16 protein-coding genes and 1 pseudogene are annotated in these 21,287 nt (G+C 64.4%); 4 read left to right on the top strand and 13 right to left on the bottom strand.

Going from position 1 to position 21,287, the window contains the following annotated elements:
* Window positions 1-29 precede the first annotated feature (29 nt).
* The 3 genes from CSW59_RS08170 to CSW59_RS08160 all read right to left on the bottom strand — a co-directional run bounded on the left by CSW59_RS08170 (window position 30) and on the right by CSW59_RS08160 (window position 8,360).
* Window positions 30-1,811, bottom strand: a complete 1,782-nt coding sequence (locus CSW59_RS08170) for an SLC13 family permease (RefSeq protein WP_099443567.1) — start codon at window positions 1,809-1,811, stop codon at window positions 30-32.
* A 271-nt stretch (window positions 1,812-2,082) separates the two neighbouring features.
* Window positions 2,083-5,040, bottom strand: a complete 2,958-nt coding sequence (locus CSW59_RS08165; RefSeq protein ID WP_099443566.1) for a TonB-dependent siderophore receptor — start codon at window positions 5,038-5,040, stop codon at window positions 2,083-2,085.
* Window positions 5,041-5,354: 314 nt separating this feature from the next.
* The gene (locus CSW59_RS08160; RefSeq protein WP_099443565.1) at window positions 5,355-8,360 is read right to left on the bottom strand and encodes a glycosyl hydrolase family 28-related protein; all 3,006 of its coding nucleotides are present in this window, start codon (window positions 8,358-8,360) and stop codon (window positions 5,355-5,357) included.
* 210 nt (window positions 8,361-8,570) lie between these two features.
* On the opposite strand from CSW59_RS08160, the gene CSW59_RS08155 reads away from it, so the two are divergent.
* On the top strand, window positions 8,571-9,092 hold the full coding sequence (locus CSW59_RS08155; RefSeq protein ID WP_236632184.1) for a gluconokinase: 522 nt from the start codon (window positions 8,571-8,573) through the stop codon (window positions 9,090-9,092).
* Here CSW59_RS08155 and CSW59_RS08150 read toward each other — a convergent pair.
* On the bottom strand, window positions 9,081-9,758 hold the full coding sequence (locus CSW59_RS08150; protein WP_099443564.1) for a FadR/GntR family transcriptional regulator: 678 nt from the start codon (window positions 9,756-9,758) through the stop codon (window positions 9,081-9,083). The genes CSW59_RS08155 and CSW59_RS08150 overlap by 12 nt on opposite strands.
* Window positions 9,759-10,298: 540 nt before the next feature.
* Between CSW59_RS08150 and CSW59_RS08145 the strand changes: the two are divergent.
* The 3 genes and pseudogenes from CSW59_RS08145 to CSW59_RS08135 all read left to right on the top strand — a co-directional run.
* Window positions 10,299-10,502, top strand: a pseudogene (locus CSW59_RS08145) (response regulator transcription factor); the annotation flags it as partial.
* A 214-nt stretch (window positions 10,503-10,716) separates the two neighbouring features.
* Window positions 10,717-12,291, top strand: a complete 1,575-nt coding sequence (locus CSW59_RS08140) for a cell wall metabolism sensor histidine kinase WalK (RefSeq protein WP_099443667.1) — start codon at window positions 10,717-10,719, stop codon at window positions 12,289-12,291.
* Entirely contained in the window at window positions 12,292-13,020 is a 729-nt protein-coding gene (locus tag CSW59_RS08135) for a response regulator transcription factor (protein WP_099443562.1), read from the top strand.
* Between the two features lie 111 nt (window positions 13,021-13,131).
* Here the strand turns inward: CSW59_RS08135 and CSW59_RS08130 are convergent, their stop codons facing one another.
* From CSW59_RS08130 to rhaT, 9 genes are all read right to left on the bottom strand, one after another.
* Complete coding sequence (locus tag CSW59_RS08130) at window positions 13,132-13,698, bottom strand: hypothetical protein (RefSeq protein WP_099443561.1); 567 nt, start codon at window positions 13,696-13,698, stop codon at window positions 13,132-13,134.
* A 197-nt stretch (window positions 13,699-13,895) separates the two neighbouring features.
* Window positions 13,896-14,516: a hypothetical protein gene (locus tag CSW59_RS08125; RefSeq protein WP_143754976.1), complete on the bottom strand. Its 621-nt coding sequence runs from the start codon at window positions 14,514-14,516 to the stop codon at window positions 13,896-13,898.
* Window positions 14,517-14,532: 16 nt separating this feature from the next.
* Window positions 14,533-15,258: a DUF2490 domain-containing protein gene (locus CSW59_RS08120; RefSeq protein ID WP_099443559.1), complete on the bottom strand. Its 726-nt coding sequence runs from the start codon at window positions 15,256-15,258 to the stop codon at window positions 14,533-14,535.
* A complete protein-coding gene (locus tag CSW59_RS08115) occupies window positions 15,222-15,905 on the bottom strand; it encodes an OmpW family outer membrane protein (RefSeq protein WP_099443666.1) in 684 nt (227 codons plus the stop codon). Before CSW59_RS08115 ends, CSW59_RS08120 begins: the two co-directional genes overlap by 37 nt.
* A 141-nt stretch (window positions 15,906-16,046) precedes the next feature.
* Window positions 16,047-16,805 carry an IclR family transcriptional regulator gene (locus CSW59_RS08110; protein ID WP_099443558.1) on the bottom strand — a complete coding sequence of 253 codons (759 nt, stop codon included), beginning with the start codon at window positions 16,803-16,805 and terminating at the stop codon, window positions 16,047-16,049.
* Window positions 16,802-17,254 carry a heme-binding protein gene (locus CSW59_RS08105; RefSeq protein WP_099443557.1) on the bottom strand — a complete coding sequence of 151 codons (453 nt, stop codon included), beginning with the start codon at window positions 17,252-17,254 and terminating at the stop codon, window positions 16,802-16,804. The genes CSW59_RS08110 and CSW59_RS08105 overlap by 4 nt, the downstream gene beginning before the upstream one ends.
* Window positions 17,255-17,266: 12 nt before the next feature.
* Entirely contained in the window at window positions 17,267-18,082 is an 816-nt protein-coding gene (locus tag CSW59_RS08100) for an IclR family transcriptional regulator (RefSeq protein WP_099443556.1), read from the bottom strand.
* Complete coding sequence (locus CSW59_RS08095; protein WP_201722748.1) at window positions 18,069-20,183, bottom strand: glycoside hydrolase family 88 protein; 2,115 nt, start codon at window positions 20,181-20,183, stop codon at window positions 18,069-18,071. The genes CSW59_RS08100 and CSW59_RS08095 overlap by 14 nt, the downstream gene beginning before the upstream one ends.
* Before the next feature lie 32 nt (window positions 20,184-20,215).
* Window positions 20,216-21,280, bottom strand: coding sequence for an L-rhamnose/proton symporter RhaT (rhaT, locus tag CSW59_RS08090; protein WP_099443555.1), 1,065 nt, complete (start codon window positions 21,278-21,280; stop codon window positions 20,216-20,218).
* Between the last annotated feature and the right edge of the window lie 7 nt (window positions 21,281-21,287).

Raw genomic sequence — 21,287 nt, 5'->3', positions numbered from 1 at the left:
CAATCTTGGCCGTGATTTGGGTCGCCGAGCTATCGCGCGAAAGGCCAGAAAAACGCGATGAGCGCGGGCGCCGCGACCAGGATCATCAAGGTCAGCGGCGCGCCGAGACGGGCGTAGTCGCCAAACCTATAGCCGCCCGGCGCCAGAACAAGCGTGTTGCATTGGTGCCCTATCGGCGTGAGGAAGTCGCAGCCCGCTCCGACCGCGACCGCCATCAGGAAGGGGTCCGGGCTCAAACCGAGACGCTCGGCTAGGCCCATACCGATCGGCGCGACGATCAGCACCGTGGCGGCGTTGTTCAGGAAGGGTGTGGCGGCCATCGCCACCGCCATCATGGCGGTGAGGGTTACCAGCGGCGGAAGCCCATGGAACGCGCCCGATAGCCAGTCAGCGATAAGGTCCGCTCCGCCGCTGGATTGGACGGTTTCGCTGACGGGGATCATCGCCGCGACGAGAACCAGCACCGGCCCCTCCAGGGCCCCATAGGCCTCGCGCATACGCAAGGCGCCCGTCGCGACAACGAGCACCGCTGCGGCGAAAAAACCGACCGCAGCAGGCAACACCCCAAAGGCCACCAGCAGCATCGCTCCAATCAGGATCACGGTCGGAAGCAACATATGCCGCGCGCCACCCAGGCGGACCTCACGCTCGGCAAGCGGCAGACATCCCAAGGCCGACAGCGCCAGCGGTAGTTGCTGCTCGCCCCCCTGAAGCACCAGCATATCACCGGCCCGTAAGCGCACCGTAGCCAAACGTCCGGCCATCCGATAACCGCTGCGGCTGACGCCCAGCAGATTGACGCCATAGGCCTCGTTCAGCTTCAGACCGCGCGCCGTCTGGCCGATCAGATCGGACTCTGCCCCGATCACCGCCTCGACCACCCTAACCTCTTCGGTCGGCTCATTCATGACGACGGGCCGATCGGCGTCGGTCAGCTTGAGCCCCGTCTTGACGATCAGTTCGTTGAGCGCTTGCTGTTCGCCCTCAAGCAACAGCTGGTCTCCAGGCAGGATGCGACGGTTGGCGCGGGGTGAGGCCATCCGTTCGCGCCCCCGCAAGATCGCCACCACGCCTACGGCCCCTTCGGCGGCAGCGCGGAGGTCGGCCACCCGCCCCTCGCCAAAACGCCAGTTTTCTGGAGCCTCAACCTCAGTCACATAGGCGTTTGCGGCCAAGGCCGCGTCTACGTCAATCGCCGCTTTTCTGTGCTTGGGCAACAAGCGGTAGGCGACGGACAGATAGATGATCGTCAGTACGGCGAGGCCACCGCCCACGGGCATGAAATCGAACATGCGGAACGGCTCGCCCAGTTCCCGTCCCCGCACCTCCGAGACGATGATGTTCGGCGATGTGCCCACCAGAACCGCCAAGCCGCCGACGAGCGAGCCGAACGACATCGGCATCAAGAGACGCCCCGGAGAGACCCCGGTGCGCTTGGCGATCTGCAGGGCCGACGGCATCATCAAGGCCAAGGCGCCGACGTTCTTGGTCATCATCGAAAGAAGCGTGGTCACCGTTACGAGCACCGGGACCTGACTGCCCTCACCGCTAAGACGCGGCAGCAACGGAGACATGAGCCGATCCACAAGTCCCGAACGGGAGACGGCAGCGCTAAGCACCAGCGCGCTGGCGATGATCACCACGATGTCGTTAGAGAAGCCGTCGAACGCCGATTTCACGGGGATCAAGCCGGTGACAACCCCGACCGCCAGCGCGCCGAGCGCGATCAGATCGTAGCGCCACCGCCCCCAGAGAAAGCAGAGCACCGTCGCGCCGATCAGCCCAAATGAAAGCCCTTGCTGCAGTGTCACGCAACCGCCCCCTTGCCGGCCGAACCGCTCGACCGGCTGTACAACGAAGCGGCGCCTTGAACGGTTCATCGGGCTTGGCGCATGTCGCGGCCCGAGCGCGCCAGGAGGACCTGAGAGCGCTCATCGTCCTCAGCATTGCCAGCGATGCCACCCGCCTCCCATCAAGGTCGGCGGGGGGCAAAGACCATAAAGAAGACGCCCGGATCCTGCCTAGGCAAGACCCGGGCGGCGGCGCCCAGTTGGGGAGGTAAACAGCAGCCGCGAAAGAGAGCTAGAAGCTGTAGCGCAGGCCCACATGGTAGAAGCGCCCCAGCAGGTCGTAGAGCGCTGGATTGGCGTCGAGACCGGTGTTGGTCTGCGGCGACGGAGTCGGGTCGCGGTTCAGCAGGTTGTCGACCTTGAAATAGGCCTGCAGCCCCTTGCCGAACTTGTACGAGCCGCTGATGTCGACATAGGTCGCGCCCTTCATCTTATTGTAGTCGATGGTCGGGTGGTTGTTGGTCGAGACCGGGCAGCTGCCAGCCTTGCAGGTCACGTACTGGTTGCCAAACGTCCCGTCGCTGAACCACCGCTCCTGAATGCTGAAGACGAAGCTGTCATTATCCCAGGACTGGATCGCGAGGAATTTCCAGTCTGGCGTGGCGCCGGAATTCTGGCCGGCGGAGTCGTTGGCGATCGCGCCCGGAATGCCGGGGTTCGTCACGAACTTATGCGTGTTCGTGGCCATGCCGCGCACGGTGAACCGTCCGGGCACGCCGGGCGCTTCGAACCGATAGCTGGTCTCGATGTCAAACCCGCTCGTCTTGATGGACGCCAGGTTGAACACCTGGGCGTTGACGTAGGGCGTGCCGGCCGACGGGGTGAAGTTGAACGCGCTGCAGAACTGGGTCAGACCCGAATAGCAGAAGTTGACGATCTGCTGGGCGCTCAGGCTAGAGATCCCGCCATTGAGGACGATGTTGTACCAGTCGACCGAAACGCTGAAGCCCGGCAGCCACTTCGGGTTCGACAGCACGACGCCCAGCGTGGCGTTCTTGGCGATCTCTGGCTTGAGGTTCGGATTGCCGACCACGTTCTGAAGCACCAATAGCGCCCCACCCGTGAACGGGTTGGTGAAGTTTGGCAGCGTGGTGGTCACCGGAGCGGCGAACAGTTCCGAAAGGTTTGGAGCCCGGACGTCGCGCGAGGTCACCGCCCGCAGGCGAACACCGTCGATCGGCGTGTCCCAGGTGCCGCCAACCTTCCAAGTATAGACGGTGCCCGAGGTGCTGTAGTCGGTCCAGCGGCCGGCGGCGTTCAGGTTGGCCTTACCCGCCGCATCGGAGTCCACCAGCGGCAGGTTCACTTCCAGATAGGCTTCCTTCACCGAGTACTTGCCGCGACCCGAGTGATAGTTTCCGGCGTACCAGTTGGCGCCCGCCGCGTTTAGGATTGGGTCGGCGGGATAGTCGGCCGTGTTTGGAGAGTCCGCCGCCCCGTCGCCATAGGGGTCACCCTGGACATGATACTGCTCACGACGCCACTCGCCGCCGAGGGCCACCGAGATCGGCCCGGCCCAACCGTCCAGCGGCTCTCCGCTGAAGTTGATGCTGGCGACGTCCTGCTTCTGGACCGAGTGCTGGTATGGCCCGTTCTTGGGCGTGATGTAGGCAAGCGCCGCCTCGCTCGGTGTTTGACCGCCGAACACATTGATCGGGACGCAGCCGTTGGCGCGAGCGACCGGATCGGCGCAGACGATCTGGCCGTTGACCAGCGTGGCCTGGATGGCCTGACGATAGCGCGGGTTCAGCATGATGTCGCGAACGTGGATGTTCGTCTTGTTCTCGCCGTGCTCGTAATAGGCGTCGTAGCGCCACTCCTTACCCATCACGCCGAACTTGCCATCAGCGCCGACGACGCCGCGATATTGGGTCCGGGTCGGATGGACGGAGATGTTCCGGGGCAGCAGCGCGTTGCTGGTGCCAAAGGTAAAGGTGGTGATGCCATTCGCAACGCAGGCTGCCGCGACCGAAGCGGGCAGATACGGATTCGAGCACGACATGGTCAGGCCGGTCGTGGCCCCGCCCGGATTGGGCTGGTTGCTGCTCTTCACGCGCGCCGCGTTGAAGGTCGCGTAGATCTCGTTGTTGTCGTCGAGATCGTAGGCGATGCGCGTGTAGCTGTTCATGCGCTTGATCTTCGACTGCAGAGACGTGCCGATACCGACGTTGCCGGACAGGTCGCCGCCGATACAGAAGCCGCCCGACGAATAGCAGCCGATGACCGCGCCGTTGGCCTGCTTGGACGGCGTGCCACCACCGTATTGGAACGGGAACGGATTACCGTTCTTGTCGAAGGCCGTGCCTTGCAAGGGGCCCGCGCTGATCAGGCCATATTTGGTGTACTGATAGGCCTGCGCGTGCTCGCGATAGAGATACTGCGGCGAGCCGTCGTTGGTGACGCCGCGATTGATCAGCGTGGCGGTGGTGTACCAGTCGCGGCCGTTGGGAGCCTCCTCACCGAAGCCACCGGGCGGAACGCCTTCCTGCCTGTCATATTCGCCGCTGACCTGCACATGCAGGCGGTCGCCCAGGAAGTTCTTACCGGCCGCGAACTGGCCCAGATACTGCTCGTTGTCGCCATAGGTCGTAACGCCGGCCATCACGTTGGCCTTGAAGCCCACGAACTTCTTGTTGGTGATGAAGTTCACGACGCCGCCGACCGCGTCCGAGCCATACGAGGCCGAGGCGCCGCCAGTAACGACGTCTACCCGCTCGACCAGAAGCTGGGGGAACAGGCTGATATCCGGAACGCCGGTGACATTGGCCGGAACGACCCGCTGGCCGTCCAGCAGCGTCAGGGTGCGGATCGTACCAAGGCCTCGCAGCGAGAAGGAAGACAGCCCCTGCTGGCCGCTTGAGGTGCTGAAGGTGCCGGTGGTCGCGCCCGTAGAGCCCTGCAATGACGGAAGCTGGGTGATCGCGGTGAAGATGTTCGGCTGGGCGGCGCGCTCAAGATCGGCGACGCCAAGCATCTGGGTTGGCGTTGGCGCGGTGAAACCCTCGGACCGGATGCGCGACCCAGTGACCACGATCTCGGTGACGACGGAGTCTTCTGGCCCGGCAATCGGCGGCGTCTGCGACGCCTGCGCATGCGCCGCGCCTCCAGCAACAATCGTCGCGAACGCGCTCGTCGCGAGCAAGGCGTTCAGCAACGACGATCCCCCTCGCGTGCTACCGACAGCACTCATTCTACAACCCTCCCATTTTTCTTTTGGCCATCGTCGATGGCGTGGAAGGACTGTGTCAGAGCCGCAAAAAGCGAACTATTAGACCATGGTCGTAGGTGGCGGCGAACGCTTGCGCGCCCGGCGGCTCGGCCTCCCCGCACAGCATGCAGACCAAGGATCGCCAGCACGGCAAGCACCCGCTTGTCAGGGCAACCGAAGGCCCGTTGCAAAGGTCGTTCGGTCCCGTCGATCCAGCCAAGCTCGCAACTCGATCACCTGACCATTGGCGACGTAGACGCGGCCCAGCGTCGATGGCGCGCTCTACTCAGGCTTGCTCAGAGCGTAAGCGCGTAGAGCGAGTGATGGGTCAGGACGAACAAGGTCCGTCCGCTCTCTCCGCCGAAGATCAGCTGCAGCGGGCGCTCAGGTACGTCGATGCGTCCGACCAGTTTGCCGTCGGGGGCGTACTGAAAGATCTGACCGTTGACCACGAACACGTGTCCCTGACCATCGACGGCGACGCTCTCGCCACCGCGATTGGCGAAGACCTTCAGGTCGGTCAGCGTCCCGCCGGGGCCGACTTGACCGCTGTAGGTCTTGTTTTCCGAGCTGTTGGTGACGAACACCCGCTTGTCACTCGCCCCGCCGATCAGGCCATGGGCCTGCAGAGTGTCAGCCCAGCGCCAGCCAACGTGATCGGGCGGACCTTGCTGCCACACCCGGAACGCCGGGAGCACTACGCTGCCGTCGGGCGAGACGTACTCCTGCGCCTTCGGCGTTCCGACGTCGCGGGCGAACATCTCGGCCAAGGTGGTGAAATGGTCCGTGGCAGCGTCGTACTGGTCGCGGAACTCACCATTCACCCACCAGTTCACGGGGAGCAGCATCTTGGCGCCCGCGCGGGGCGTCGCGGCCGTCGGCGCGATCATCGTCAACTGATCCTTCGGCCCCTCCGGGTCAACCGAATAGACCGAGGCCTGCGGGCCGTATGAAGACAAGACAAGCAGCTTGCCAGACCCGTCTACGGCGAGGTTGGTCGGATCCAACGCATGGTCGCGCACCACTTCAAGGCCGCGCGCCTGAGTCCAGCGGTAGATCCTCTGGAAGCGCTTCTCTATGAAATAAAGCGCGCCGTCCGGGCCCGTCGCCGCGCCCGAGATCGACCAGAAGCCAGTCTCCAGCTTGCGTAGGCGCGGATCGCTCTGCGGCGGCGAGCCGGGCTTGGCCGGGCCGGTGACATCCAACACGGCGAACTCACGTTCGCGAACCTCCAGCTTGCGGGTCTTGTCCTGAATCGCGTTTTCGAACGGGTACTTGCTGGCTCTCAGGTAAGTGCCGCAGCCGATCGTGTCGCACAGGGCGATGCCGCTCTCGGCGTTGATATGAACGTTGCGGAAGCGGATGTCGGTCGAGTTGAACAACTTCACCGCCGTTTCCGCCGGATGGTATGAGCGCGTCACCCGATAGCCGTGATAGTTGGCGAACAGGATATTGCGCGAGTTGCGCACCTCCAGAGACACCGCGTAGGGGCCGTCGCCAACCTCCTGCTCGGTCTGAGGGGCGAGGAACTCCCAGTTCTCCACATTGTCGAGCACGAACTCATTGCGGACATGGTGCTCGACGGAAACCTGGTAAATGTAGCCGGGCGTCTTGGTGTCGCTGATATAGAAGCCGGCCGAGGCGAAGGTGTTGGGGCTCCAGACGTCGGCGAAGGTTCCGCCACCGCCGTCGGTCACCCAGATGCTCGGATACTGGGCGTCCCAACGACCGTCGGCGACAGGATCGCCGCTGCGCGCCTGGGCGCTCCAAAGCGGCTTTCCATCGGCCGTTGGCGTTCCCCCACCGCCCATGATCTTGACGTCATTGACCATCGAGCTAGCGCCCGAACGCCAAAGCAGGGCCGAGGCGCGCGGATTCACGCGGCCGGTGAACAGACCAATCCCTGACAGGATATTGTCGCCGCCGCGTGGTGTTTCCAGGATTGGTCGCACAGCGCCCACGCCAAGGTGCTCGGGGTTATTGTCCGGTATGAACAGCTGGGTGATCGCCGGATGGAGCCCGATCAGTACGGTCTCCGGTCGCAGCTTCAAGGTGTCGGACACCCGGTAGAAACCGACAGGCAGGTAGAGCACGCGGTGCGTGTCGATCGCCTTTTGCAGCGCGGCGGTATCATCCGTCGAACCGTCGCCCTTGACGCCTCGCGTCTTGACGTTGACCCATTCGGCCATTGGCGGCAGAGCCCGCAGCGTCGGCGCGGCGGCCGTCTTGGCGGTGATCGGCGTGATGTCGACGACCGTCTTATACTCGCCCATCTGACCAAGAGCCGGCAGAGTCAGGCCATACGTGAACGAGGCCACCCGATAGTCCCTGCCCTTGCCCGCGACGGTCTTGCCGCTATCGCGGAAGTGAGCGAACACAGGCGTATTGGTCGCGGTGGCATTGTCGAAACCGACCTGGGTGAACACGCTGTTCTCGGCGGAAATGATGACCCCCGCTTTGGAGACGTTCTCGAAGCGGACGTTCTTGCCCCAAAGACTGTCGCTGTAACCACGGTCGATCTCGATCCCGACCGGCGTATTCTTGATGCCGACATTGACCAGGGTCAGGTCTACTTCGTGCTCGCGGATCGCCGCGTCGCGCTGGCCATCGAACGTGGAGTCGACCAGGGTGAACTGCCAGGCTGGCGAGGTCTTCTCGGTGACAACGCCGTAGCGCCCACCATGGAAGTGGACGTCCTCCATGATGTTACCGGCCTGATAGACGCCCGCGAAGGCAGATCCCAGGCGGAAATTCATATGCCGCAGGAAGGCATGCTGCGCCATCCGGAAGCGCACCGCCGCCGCAGCCGGATTGCCCTCTTCAATCTCGATGTCGATGTTGCTCATCGACGAATAGAAGGTGCCGGAATTGGCGTCGCGAACCTTGGCGGTCGCGGGACGTACGGTCGGCACAGGAACGGGAATCTCGCCGACCTGATACTGGTCGCCCCCCATGAAGGCGATCATGGTCGCGACGCCGGTCTGGAAACCCGGCGTATTGGCCCCCAGCACGAAGACCGGCCGGGTCGCTCCCACGCCGAACACCCGCACACCCGGCGGCACGAGCAGCGTGCGGCTCAGCCGATAGCGGCCCGAGGGCAGGAAGACGAGGCCATGGCCGGTCTTGTCGCGCGCGGAGTCGATGGCTTTCTGAACCACGTCCGTATCGTCGGCGCGGCCATCGCCCACGCCCTTGACCACGACCGCATGAGGGTCGTCGGGAATGAACGTCAGGACGGAGCGCGTTTCGGCCAGGGCTGGCGTCGAGGCCGCCAGGATCGCCGCGAAGACCACCACTCTCATTTCAATCTCCCCGTCACTATCGCCTAGCGATAGGAGATCGCAACCGCGCCGACATCCGCGACCATGGTCGTAATTGCGGCTGACCGAGCTACCGGTAGAACCCGAGCTCAGATTGATTGTCGGCCAGTCCGCCTGCGATCACCCAGCTCGCAAGGAGCCCGCTTGCCGACACCATCCAGCCGCACGCGCCCCAGGAGTTTGGCGATTGTGATGATGGGCGTCAGCGGCTGCGGGAAGTCGACGCTGGGAGCCCTGCTCGCGCGGCGCCTCGACTGCGCGTTCCTGGAAGGAGATGCGTTCCACGATGAGAAAGCAGTCACGAAGATGCGCTCGGGCCAACCGCTGAACGACGACGACCGCTGGCCATGGCTGGATCGGCTGGGTCTGGCGATCAAGGAGACCCTCGCGTCAGACGGACAGGTCGTGGCGGCGTGCTCGGCGCTCAGACTTCGCTATCGAGAGCGACTGCGCGCCGTGATCGGCGGATCTGTCCGTTTCATCCTGCTCGACGCCAGTCGCGACGAGTTACTACACCGTCTGAGGCAACGCACTGATCACTACATGCCCGCCAGCCTGCTCGACAGTCAGCTGGCGACCCTTGAACGGCCCGCCGATGAAGAAAAGGTTCTCAGGCTTGACGCCGTCGCTTTACCGGATGAGCTGTGCGATCGTGTTCATGCCTGGCTTGAAGACGCGCCTTCGCTGACAACTGATCGGGCTTCAGGGCATTAGCCGCTTTCGCCCGCGTGAGAGATGCCAGCGCATGGCCAAGGCTGCGCCATCCCCGTCCTGTGCTCTGATCGCCTCCACAATCATCTCATGCTCGCTCATCATCTCGCGGATCGCTTCGGGCGGTCGCGAACGGGAGATATCGACGCCGGCCCGCATGATCTTGTCCACGTCTGGTTGGAGCGCTTCGAAGGTCACCAGAAAGGCCGGATTGGCGGTCGCTAGGGTGATCCGGCGATGAAGCTCCATGTCTTCGGCATGCGCTGGCGCATTCGATAGAAGCGCCTCGCGCAGGTTGGACAGCGCCTCCTCAATCCCGGCCATCTCTTCGCTGGAGCGGCGGGCGGCGGCCAGCCGGGCCGCCTCGGCCTCGAGGACAAACCGGACCTCATAGCTGCCCAGCGTGGAGGGCAGTTCCGAAAGCGGCATATAGGCGCCTAGCCTGTCCGATGGCCTATTCTTGACGAACGACCCCGCTCCACGGCGCGCTTCGGTGATGCTGTCCGCTGCTAACCTGACGAGCGCCTCGCGGACGATCGTGCGCGACATGCCGAAAATCTCGGCCAGCCGAGCCTCCGACGGCAAGCGATCGCCAGCGGTCAGGCCCTGAACCTTGATCATCTCGACGATGCCCATATAGGCCTGATCGGCTAACCGGCCCTGGCTCATCCACAGGTTCTCCGCTGGGCGCGATGGCGCGGGCGCGCCCTCCGCAGATCAAGAAGCGTCGCTCGAGCCCCCTGACGGGAACCGAAGCGTTGACGACCACCCGGCCCTCCGCCCTTGCGGGCCCTGAGCGCGGTCCAGTGTCTAGAACTACGAGGCTGGGACAGAACGCCACAATCGTTGAAGAGGCCGTCAGCGAGAGCGCGGGCAACGCGGCTGGCGCCGCGAGCGCCAGATGAGAGCTTAATCGCCATTTCCCCTTCCACATCGGGACATAGTCAAAATCTGTCCAACAGATTTCAATCAATGGCAACGGTATCTGAAATTGTTTGCGTTAACATTGACCAATCCATCTGAATCTGTCCAACTAATATGGCTCGCGCTTGCGGGCGCGAACCGCCCGCTGGCGAAGACCGGCGCTTAGACCAAGGCGGAGGCCGCTCATCGGAAGATGCGCGGTGCGGGACAGGGAAAGCAGGGGTGAACATGACCGGGAAAAAGCAGGACCACGCCGAAGCCACCACGCGGGTGGGGCTGTGTGATCTGACACCGACCCAACTCAAGGTTCTGGAGGGGGTCAACTCCGGACTTTTGAACAAGCAGATCGCCTTCGACCTCGGCATCGCCGAGGCGACGGTCAAGGCGCACATGACCGCAGTGATGCGAAAGCTGAACGTTCACAACCGCACCCAGGCGGCGATCGCCGCGAGGGCGATGAGCCTGGAGCCAGAGGCGGCAACGCGTTAGTCTCTCCCCATCTCGGGCATGCGGTTCGATATCGACCGAAGCCTCGAACTCTCCCGCCCAATTTTGAACGAACGCGGAAGCGAGAAAGCGCTGCGCCAAGGCGCGCACATGCTGGCAAAGGCGGAGCTTACGCCTATTTTCTTAGGGCCTCTGACTCGCGGAGACCCGTGTGAAGCCCCTATTCTCGACCCGTCTCACTGTGGCCTTCGCGCTGATGGCTTCCCTTGCGCTCGCTCAGGGCGGTCTTGCCGCCTGGATTGCGACGCGCGCGGAACATCAAGTCATTCGCGGGCGAGTGGCGGGCGATCTACAGAGCGGCTTCTGGGAGCTCTCGGCGACGAAGCAGCGGCTTCGAGCGTGGTCCCTTCGCGCCTTGATGGGCGCCCCGCACGCGCCGGGCGATGGCGAGATGCTGCGCCTTCGCATGGCCGACACCATCGTGCGACTACAGGATCTCAGCGCGCGCGCCGAACAGATGGATCGCGCCATGGGCATCCGATCCGATGAGAGCGCTCAGCGGGACGACGCACTCAAGCTTCTGTCTCAAAGCGTCGTGGCCCTGCGGGAGCCAATCGCCGAGATCAATCGCCGAGGTCCGGCCCAAGACGCGCTAACGGCTTGGGCGGCCATCGAGTCAGTCTTCGACAAGGGCGCGGGCCGCGACTTGCGGGAGATGCTGAACGGGCGGATCAGAACCGAGGCGGAAATCCTCAAACGCACGCGCGAGACCGCTGACGTCTATCTGGAACGGGTGAAGCTGCTGTGCTGGTCGGCGGCGGGGACGCTGAGCCTGACAGGCGTCATCCTCGCGATCTACTTCATTCGCGCGCTGAGAAAGCCGCTGGCGGCGATGTCCAATGGAGCCAAGGCCTTTGAGCAAGGCTGGTTAGATCACCGGATGCCCGAGGACGGCTTTGGCGAATTCTCCCGCTTGGGCTCAAGCATCAACCACATGGCCGAGGAACTGTCGGCGCGCCGCGAGCAGGAAGCCGAGCTGCGCGCCGACCTGGAAGTTCAGGTCGCTCTGCGCACGCAGGAACTGGAGGCGGCGCTGGGCGAGCTCCGTCAGGTCGAGGCGCGCCGACGCCAGCTTCTGGGCGATATCAGCCATGAGCTTCGCACGCCGATGACCGCCATACGCGGGGAAGCCGAGGTGGCCCTGCGCGGCAGCAAGTCGATCGACGACTATCGCGAGGCCCTCCAGCGGATCACGCAAGCCTCTCGGCAGATGGGCGCACTGATCGAGGATTTGCTGATGATGGCGCGCAGCGACGCCGAAATGCTGCAATTGAACCTGACGGAGGTGGATCCGCGACACGTCCTGGAAGAGGCTGTCGCGACCCTTTCCCCAGTGGCGCACGTCCGCGGCCTGGAACTGAAGGTCGACGCAGACGCCGCCCCGGTGCGCGTCGAGGCGGATGGACAACGACTGCAGCAGGTGATGGCCCTGCTGCTGGACAACGCCATCCGCTATTCGCATCCAGGCGGCCCTGTCGATGTGTCCGCCGGCCCCGATCCAGAAGCGCCCGACGTCTGGCGCCTTGAGATCACAGATAAGGGCATTGGCATCACCGACACGGACATGGCGCGCGTCTTCGAGCGCGGCTTCCGCTCCTCGGCCGCCCGCGCCCACCGCGCGGATGGAACCGGCTTAGGCCTCCCCATCGCCAAAACACTGACCGAAAGACAAGGCGGCGCCCTGACGCTCGAAAGCCATGCCGGCCAAGGCGTCAGGGCGGTCCTTACGTTGCCCATAGTGACCGCGACACACGCGGAAGGAGACGCCTAGATGCACATCCTGGTGGTGGAAGACGACACGCGCGTCGCCGACTTCCTCGAGCGGGGCCTCAAGGCCGAGGGCTACAAGGTTCGAGTGGTGCGCGACGGGATCAGCGGCCTGGAGGCCGCGCGGGAACTGGATGACATGCTCAAGGAGCTTGATCAGAGCGGCGTGATCCTCCTAGACCTGATGTTGCCCAAGATGACTGGCGTGGAAGTCTGCCAGACTCTGCGCGCGTCCGGGATCATGACTCCGATCCTGATGCTGACCGCGCTCGGCGCCGTGGAGGACCGCGTCACCGGGCTGCGAACTGGAGCCGACGACTACCTGGTCAAACCGTTTTCCTTCGAAGAACTGCTGGCCCGGATCGAAGCCCTGCTGCGCCGACCTCGAGATCAAAGAGCGCCAACGAACCGACGACTCAAGGTCGGTGTGATCGAGCTCGACCGTACGACGATGCGCGTTACGCGAGACGGTGAAGAGATTATTCTGACGGCGCGGGAGCTGGCCTTGCTGGAGCTGTTTCTCTCCGCGCCAGGCCGCGTGCTAAGCCGCGAACGCATCCTGTCCAATGTCTGGGGCGTCGATGAAGACCCCCTAACCAATGTCGTCGATGTCTATGTGCGGCGGCTGCGCGCCAAGCTCGACCCGCTAGGGGCGGTATCCTTCATCACAACCGTGCGAGGGCTTGGCTATCGCCTAGAACCCACGCCCCAGAAGGCCCCGATCGAGGCCTGAGACGCCTGTCGCGATGCACTCTGCGAGCGCCCAAGAAAAAGCGCCCGCAGGGCGAGGGGGACCCGGCGGGCGCAAGTTCAAGGGGTAAATAAATGCGGAGTCGGGTACGCTTTACTTGGCCGCGCTGTAAGGCAGCGACGAGTGGTGGGCGACGATGCGGATCGCGCCGTCGTCCGTCTTCTTGAAGGTCCAGGTCTTGTCGACCGTCGTCACCTTGCCGTTCTTGTCGGTCATGATCACGTTGCCCGTGGTGCTGGCCGTGTCGCCGTGGATTTGGACCGCCGCGTTCTTGATCTCGACCGAGCGCCAGCCTTGCAGCGCAAAACCCTTGTCGTTGGGATAGTTCGGATCGCCGCCGACGAAGTAGGCCAGGGCGCCGTCCTTGGTGGTGCGGAAGGTCTGCGGCGCGGTGGTCAGGGTCGGCTTGAAGAGCACCGGACCCAGGTTGTAGCCGTAGGCCTTGTCGAGAACCGTGCTGGCCAGGACCTTGGCCTTTGCGTGACCGCCCGTTTCGTGTTCACGCGCGATGGCCACCAGGGCTTCACCCCAGGCCTTCTGGGCCGCCAGGACCTCGGTCTCGGTCAGAGCTCCGGAATAGATCGAGCTCGCCCAGGCGGCCGGCGCGGTCGCGACGGCCGCGAACAGGGCGCCAGCGGCGATTAGTGAGCGAGGGGTCATCGTGTTCTCCTGATCTGTCGGGCGTCGAGCGCCGCAAAAACAGGTCTAAAGAGCGCGAGTGAACCTCAACTGTCGTGAAGATGAACGCTGGATTACAGAGCGGACCGCGCTCTACTGAAGGCCGCACGCGAAAAAGCCGCGCCCCATTGGGACGCGGCTCTCCGTCAGCGATAGTCCCCTCGAGACGGGAACTGAGACTACCGCTTCCAGCTGTCGACCGTGTTGACCAGCGCGGCCACTTCGGCCGGCGCGAGGCCCACGGTCAGCCCCTCGCCATGGTCGTCCTTGAAGCGGACGCGCCAGGGCGTGGGATCGCCCGGACGATAGGCGGCGGCGATGTCGCGAATGACCTTCTCGGGAGCCTCGAACTCGACCGTCATATGCTGACCGCAAGTGACCGTCGCGTCGCCGCACTCATCGCTCCAGCGGCGAACTGCGGTGGGCGCGATCTTCAGCAGGCCATCGGCGGAACCCACATTGATATGGGTCACGTCACGGCGAGCGCCGAAATAGGTCAGGTCGTAGGTGATACGCCAGGAAACGCCGGCGCCGTCACGCGATTTGCTGGCCTTGATGAAGCCGTCGTGAACCGCAACCCCGTCCGTAAAACCGCCCTTGCGGAACACGGGCTTGGTGCTGAAGAGCACGTGATCCTCCAGCGGATCGTCACGCACCTCGATGCGCTCGGCGATCTTGTCGGGGGTCATCTTGACCAGGGACGACGGGAGCGGCTTGTGACCGACTGAGGCCTGCGTCGCGCCGGCGGCGAAGAGCACGGCGAGCGAGGCCGCGCCCATGGGGATAGCCAACCTTTTCATGATATTGCTCCTTTGCTCAGAATTGTAAGTTGATCCAGACGGCCGCAGCGTGGGTCACCGCGTCAGGTCCGGAGCGATAGGCGCGCTGGTGCAGGTATCCCGGCTCCAGCGTCACGGTTTTGGAGATGGGAACCGACACTCCAGCGAAGCTGCGCAGCAAATGCAGCCCGTCGCTCTGCCCCCAAGAGGTCTGGTTGAAACCGACGAACGGCTCGGTCCACGCAACGGCGCGGACGCCGTTCTGCACTGGCGCGGTCAAACGCACCTGCTGTCGGACCCTCCATCCGGTTCCATCACGCCCTTCGAGCCAACGCTGCTCCAGGCGCGTGCGGCCCGTAAGCGTCACACCCTTGCCATCCCCCGCTATGCGGTAGGACATCTGCTGCCAGCCGCGGTGCTCATGGGTCGTCGGACGCCCCTCCGGCGTGGAGCGGATATAGGCGTAACCCAGCGAGGCGGTCGTCGTGCTGTCCAGTCGCCAGCCAACCGACGGGCGAACGATCAGCTGACCGAGGCGACTGGCGTCGTCGCTGAACCGAGCCTGACTGTCGAAGGCCACAACAACCTTGTCGTTCAGCGCCCCCGTGGCGTTGACCACCGCCCAGGCCTGCGCGTCCTCGTCCGCCGCGCTGGCCGCTCCAGCACTGGCGAGCGCAAGGCTCGCCAGCACAAAGCTCATCAAGGCGCGACCGCCTCGACGAGGGGTTAGAAGCGCCATGTCACACCCGCGCTCGCCACCCACGGATTCAGCTTGTGCTCGGTCTCAAGAACCAGCTGGCTGCCCGCGTGGAATCGAGCCGTGGTGTCGACGAAGTAGCGCTTCACATCAACGCTGAGCCCCATGGCTTTGTCGCGCAGAGGAATATCCACGCCCGCTTGCAGCGCGGCGCCAAACTCGCTGGAGAGGCCGACCTTGGTGGCGCCCAGAGCCCTCGCGCTGGAGCCAACGCTTTCGCCGAACACCATGAAGTAAGCCGGGCCGGCGCCGATATAAGGCTTAACGCCCCCTTCGAGCGGGAAGTGGTACTTCAGCGTCACGGTCGCCGGAATGACCTCAGCGTTATCCACCAGGGCCGCGCCGTTCAGCGCGCCAGATCCGCGCACGTCGTGTTGCGTGACGCAGCAGATCGTCTCGATCGAGAAGCGGGGCGAGACAAAGTATTCCGCCGCGATGGTCGGAACCCAAGCGTCCTTGGCCCGCGTATCGGAACCCGTCGGCAAACCGAGCTGGTCGCGATTGACCTTGGTGATGGCCCCATCAACAGCCACATTGGTCGCCATTACCTTGATCTGGAACTTGCCGTTCTCGGCGGCGTGAGCGCTTCCTGCAGTACCGGCCAAGGCCAGCATGGACGTTGCGATCGCGGCGAATAGCTTTTGGTCTCTCATCATCTACTGCCCTTCAGGACGGGCCCTAAGCCCGCAAGACAAGGACTAGACGGGGCGGGTGAACCGGCCCTGTCGGGAAGATGAACGGGGGGTTACAGCCCCTGAAGCGACGGCTCGCCTAGCGCGTGAGGGCGATGTTTCTCAGCGCGGCGCCCGACATGCCGGCGCGTGGCCGAGCGCGGCGCTAGCGTCTTTTGCGGTCTCCAGCAGCCGCGACGCCACGAGCTCCATGCGCCTAGCGTCCATGTACTGCGGTATGCTTGAGACGCTAATGGCGGCGACAACTTCGCCACTGGCGTCACGGATAGGCGCGGAGATGCAACAGATGCGGTCGCCGTCCTCCTGGATATGAGCTGCATACCCCCGCGCCAGGGCGCGGCCCATCTCGGCTAGGAAAGCTTCGGCTTCCGCCGAGGCCTCGGGCGGGAAGAGCCTTCGCCATTGCTCCGGCGGCGCGTCGAGCAATAGCGCACGACCCAATGCGGTGTCCCTAGCGAGATTGCGGTCTCCAACCCGGTGGCGAACGGTCAGCCGACGTTGCCCCTCGACCTGGGCGACATAGACGACCTCATCGCCGACCAGCACGCCGAGATTGGTCGATTCACTTGTCTCGGCCGTCAGCGTCTCGAGCCTTGGCCTTGCCACCTCGATCAAGCCATTCGCGTCGCGCGCCTGGGCGCCGAGATAGAGCAGGCGCGGTCCAAGACGGACACGTCGCCCCTCGATGGACAGAAGTCCCCTGCCCTCCAGCGCGTGCGCCAGACGATGGGTCGTACTTCGCGTCAGGCCAAGGCTGGCCTGAATTTCACTGATCGCTTGGGCGCCTGATGCGACGCGGTCGATAATGTCGAGCGCGCGGCGCAGGGTTTGGCTGGATCGGTCGCCGCGCGTGGACGTCATGGTGTGATCGTGTAAGCCGACTGCGTCCCTACCGCCGCCCTGGCGCAGGCGTCGGCGATGTCATGACCGGTGTCGGCAACAGCCAATCCGCCAGCCAGCCGTCCCTGCCGATAGAGCGGCAAAGAGCCGCCGTGGGCGTTGTAGAGCTCCGGGTGTGCGGCGATCATGGCCCAGAACTGAGGATCGCTCTTTTCGCGCGCTTCCAGCACCGAGCCCGGCGCCTGGAAAGCGACAGCCGTGGCCGCCTTGCGCGGCGCGGCGACCGGCGACTTGGGCGCACCGTCAGCACGCAGCACGACGATCGGAATTCCCGTACCGTCAACCACGGAGACGCTTACCGCCTGCCCCTTCACCTCGCAGGCGCGGATCGCCGCCCTCGCGAGAGCGATAGCCTCATCGAGCGAAGGTCCCGCCGTTGAAGCGGCAAGCGCGAAAACCAAAGACAGCATGATCCCTCACCGCTAGCGGTAACCAAACTCTGCGCTGATCTTCGCCGTCGCCTCGCGCACGTAGGCGCCAACGGTCTCGATCCGTGCGTCGTCCATGTATTGGGCCACCGACGAGACCGATACGGCCGCGATGATTTTGCCGCTCATGTCGCGAATAGGAGCGGCGACGCAGCGGATGTGATCCTCGTTCTCGTCCATATCCAGAGCGACGCCGCGAGCCCGATAGCCGCGCATGACCTCCAGCCACTGCCGCAAGTCGTAGCGATACCGGGGAAACAGCGCCGCCTCGCGCTGGAAGACCTCGCGCCACACGTCCTCGCTCTCGTCGAACAGCAGCGCCTTGCCCAGTCCTGTGTGGCGAAGCGGTTGGCGCTCCCCAACAACGCAGCGGACCTCGATACGCCGCGAGCCCGGGATCTTGTCAATGTAATGCACCTGGTCGCGATCAAGCACGCCAAGGTTCACCGTATCGCCGGTGTCGATCGACAGCTGCCGCAGGTGCTCGCGACTGACGCGGGTCAGGGTGATCTGCTGCGAAGCGGCATAACCCAGTTCCAGAAGCTTGGTCCCCAGCGTGTAGCCATCACGCGGATTGAACGAGAGGAAGCCCGCGTCCACCAGGGTGGTCGCCAAGCGATGCACCGTCGTCTTGTTGAGACTCAAAGCGGCGGCCATTTGAGCCAAGGTCGTGTCGCCCTTGGCGACACGGCTCAGCACCTCAAGGCCCTTGAAGAGGGTCAGAGCGGCCGCCCCGGCGCGCGCCGAGGCCGCGTCCTCGCTCAATGCGCCGATCTCCTTGGGATCCTGCATGGCGTTAACGTCCCGCATCAAGCTCGGCCTTGCGGGCGCCGAGCCAAGTCTTGAACGTGGCGAGGTCCTTCACCCCCTGCTGGTCCTGGGCCCAGGCAGCGCCAAACGCATAGTCGATCCGCGTCGGGTCCTTAAACGTCACGAAAAGCGAGCTTCCATCGTCGCGAGGACCGCCGTCAATCGCCGAGGGTCGATAGAACACCGCAATCCCCAGCCCGTCGCCAGCCAGGCTTTGCTTGCCATACGTGGCGAGATAGGCCCAACCAGCCGCCCCCGGGGGAGAGTAGATCATCTCTACCCCCTCATGCTTGACCAGGCCTGTCAGCAACGGACCGCCCTGGCCGTCGCCGGCCGCCGTCACGCGCGTCAAAGCCGAGCCGCGGCGGATCGCGTAGCGAGCCCGCAGGTTCGACTTTCCGCCCGAAAGCCCCGTATTGACCACCTCGACGGTTGCGGCGTCCCGACCGCTCTCCAGAACCTCGGCATGGATGGTCGAGGCGCCCAGTTGTCCTGCCTTGCCGTCTCTAAGCCGACCAATCCCACCGATGCCAACGGTGTCGCCGACCTTGAAGATGTCCATGCCCCAGGGGGCCATATCGTGATAGTTGTCGACACCCTGACCGATCTTGTCGAGCACCGGACCCGGCGTCTTCTTGCCGAAGATGTCAACCGCCATCCGCTCGTCGAGATAGAGCCGATAGGCGACTAGGTCCGACTCCCAGCCCACCCCCTCGAACGCCAGAAGGCCATCGTGGATGAAGTGGTCCGCCGGCACGCTGAAGCTCTTGCGCTGGTGGAATATGCCGCCCTGCAACACCTTGTCCTTCAGCACGCCGCCGTCCTGGACGTTCAGCACCGCCTGGGCCGGCGCGCGCGGGGCCTGGATCGTCAGGTCCTTGCCCGGCTTGAGATCGAGATCGGCGACGGCGATCGCCGCCAGCAGGAAGGCGCCGACACCGTAGAATTGGGTGTCATCATAGCTGACGCTCTCGGGGCGATCAGACACCGGCTGCACATAGCCGAACTTGCCGTCCGGATGGACCGCGCGGGTCAGGGCGGTCCATCCCTTGCGCACGGTCGGCTCGAAGGTTTGACGGTCAAGCAGTCCCGCCTTGATCCCCCAGGCCAGGCCATAGGTGAAGAAGGCCGTGCCGCTGGACTCCGGCGGAGACTTCGTGGGGTCTGACAGCAGCGAGGGTGACCAGTAGCCGTCCGGCTTCTGGATCGCCGCTAGCTTGGCCGACATTTCCTTGAAGACCGTCTCCATCCGCGCACGGGTCGGATCGTTCGCCGGCAGCAGCGGGATCATCCGCGCCAGGCCAGCCAAGACCCAGCCATCCCCCCGACTCCAGAAGATCTTCTCGCCGTTTGGACCCCGCCGAGGAAAGAACCGTGAGTCACGGTAATAGAGGTGCTCATCGCGGTCATAGAGGAAGTCGGTCACCGCGTTGAACTCCGACTTGGCGTACGCCGCATAGCGCGGGTCGCCCGTCACCTTGCTCAGCTCGAACCAGGTGGCCGGCGCCATGAAGAGCGCGTCGCTCCAGCACCAGCGCTTGTCGCAGTCGACGCCGCGGGGGTCGGTGTACTCGGCGTGCTCCAGCCCCACCTTTGGCGGGTATGTGAGGATCGCATCGAAGCGGGTCTTCAGCGGCGCGATCGCTTCCAGCCCCGCGCCATTCTGGACGGCCCACAGATAGGCCTGGCCGATGACATGGTCGTCGGCGTGATAGAACCGGTGGCCTAGCTGCCACTGGTTGGCCATTCCCCGAGCCAGGATCGCCTGGCGATAGGCGGGATTTGACGAGTGGTCGGCGAGGTCCCGTAACCCCACGAACAACGCGCCCTGCACCCACCCCTTCGGATCGGGCGTATCGCGCGATGTGTTTGGCGGGATGTAGCCCGCCGCCATGGTCGCCAGCTGGTAGTCGGCGACCTTTTCGGCCAGGCGCAGAACCTCGGCGGGGCGGTGTGGTATGACCTCCGCTGGAGCGCTCGCGACGGGAGTGGCGGCCAGAGCTGGAGCCACGCCCAACGGCGACACCAGGATCATCGACGCGAGCGTCGCCCTGACCAAGGCGGCGCGTCGGCCGCGAGAGGGCTGTTTCGAAAGGCTCATCGCCCTCCCCTTTTTCCTAATTCCTCCGCGACCTAAGCGCCGAGGCTGTTGCCATACCCGATCACGACGGTCGCCAGCACCAGCAAGGTCACCCCGAGCCACACCACAGCGCGGGTGGCGGCCTTGGCTTTGCGCCACTCGGCGAGCGCGAAACCCCATAGGGTCCCGAAAATGATGATGCTGGCCATGTGCAGGGTCCAGCTGGAGAAGCCGTAGCGCCCCATCTGGCTCTCACCCATCGTGTAGAAGAAGAACTGGAAGTACCAGGCCACGCCGGCCAAGGCGCATAGCGCGTAGTTGCGAGCGATCGGCGTCTTGGCTTCTCCCGCTTCGCCACGACCCAGCCATTGTCCGGCCGAACGGTTCTTGACGACTAGGAAGCCGCACCAGACGAGGTTGGTGACGAGGCCGCCCAGTAGCACCACGCAAAGAACGGGCAGGCCGGTCCAGAGCGGCCCCGTGCCGGCCTTGGCAGACAGCTGCCGGATTGGCTCACCGGCCGCCAGGCCGTAGGCGAAGCAGGCCGACATGATCCCCGACAGGATCGCCACGATCAGCCCCTTGCGATAGTCGAACTCGGCGATGGCGGCCTTGGCGTCCTCGGCCGACATGTCGCGCTCCTTCAGAGAGCCAGCCCAGGCGACGACCACGATGCCGACAAGGGTCAGCACGATGCCCCCCAGCACGATCCGTCCCGGCGTATGGGCCAGGAGTTTTTCATGGAACTCACCCGAGACCAGCGGCGGAATCAGCGTACCGAACGCCGTGCACAGTCCCAGCACCACCGCCATGCCAAGCGACAGCCCCAGATACCGCATGGTCAGGCCGTAGCCGAGTCCGCCAAAGCCCCAGAGCGCACCGAAAAGGACACACGCTCCCAGAACCTTCGGCGGCGTCTGCGCCAGGACGCCTACTAAATCATGGGTCCCCAGCGCGGCGAAAAACCAGGGCGCCAGCAGCCACGAGAAGATCCCGCCCGCCAGCCAGTAAATCTCCCATGACCAGCGGCGCACCCCTTTGTAGGGCACGTAGAAGCTTGCCGAAGCAAAGCCGCCCAGCCAGTGGAGAAAGACGCCGAAAAGAGGATTGGCGGGCACTTTTACG

Origin of the sequence: Caulobacter sp. BP25 (assembly GCF_002737755.1) — a bacterium.
Taxonomy (GTDB): Bacteria; Pseudomonadota; Alphaproteobacteria; order Caulobacterales; family Caulobacteraceae; genus Caulobacter.
The sequence above is the reverse complement of the archived record's forward strand: the minus strand, read 5'-3'. Positions and strand labels throughout refer to the sequence as shown.

Bases quoted from the DNA above. Each gene is read 5' to 3' on its own strand.
- CSW59_RS08165 (WP_099443566.1), bottom strand. From the start codon at position 5,040: ATGAGTGCTGTCGGTAGCACGCGAGGGGGATCGTCGTTGCTGAACGCC.
- CSW59_RS08160 (WP_099443565.1), bottom strand. From the start codon at position 8,360: ATGAGAGTGGTGGTCTTCGCGGCGATCCTGGCGGCCTCGACGCCAGCC.
- CSW59_RS08155 (WP_236632184.1), top strand. From the start codon at position 8,571: ATGATGGGCGTCAGCGGCTGCGGGAAGTCGACGCTGGGAGCCCTGCTC.
- CSW59_RS08150 (WP_099443564.1), bottom strand. From the start codon at position 9,758: ATGAGCCAGGGCCGGTTAGCCGATCAGGCCTATATGGGCATCGTCGAG.
- CSW59_RS08140 (WP_099443667.1), top strand. From the start codon at position 10,717: ATGGCTTCCCTTGCGCTCGCTCAGGGCGGTCTTGCCGCCTGGATTGCG.
- CSW59_RS08135 (WP_099443562.1), top strand. From the start codon at position 12,292: ATGCACATCCTGGTGGTGGAAGACGACACGCGCGTCGCCGACTTCCTC.
- CSW59_RS08130 (WP_099443561.1), bottom strand. From the start codon at position 13,698: ATGACCCCTCGCTCACTAATCGCCGCTGGCGCCCTGTTCGCGGCCGTC.
- CSW59_RS08125 (WP_143754976.1), bottom strand. From the start codon at position 14,516: ATGAAAAGGTTGGCTATCCCCATGGGCGCGGCCTCGCTCGCCGTGCTC.
- CSW59_RS08115 (WP_099443666.1), bottom strand. From the start codon at position 15,905: ATGAGAGACCAAAAGCTATTCGCCGCGATCGCAACGTCCATGCTGGCC.
- CSW59_RS08110 (WP_099443558.1), bottom strand. From the start codon at position 16,805: ATGACGTCCACGCGCGGCGACCGATCCAGCCAAACCCTGCGCCGCGCG.
- CSW59_RS08105 (WP_099443557.1), bottom strand. From the start codon at position 17,254: ATGCTGTCTTTGGTTTTCGCGCTTGCCGCTTCAACGGCGGGACCTTCG.
- CSW59_RS08100 (WP_099443556.1), bottom strand. From the start codon at position 18,082: ATGCGGGACGTTAACGCCATGCAGGATCCCAAGGAGATCGGCGCATTG.
- CSW59_RS08095 (WP_201722748.1), bottom strand. From the start codon at position 20,183: ATGAGCCTTTCGAAACAGCCCTCTCGCGGCCGACGCGCCGCCTTGGTC.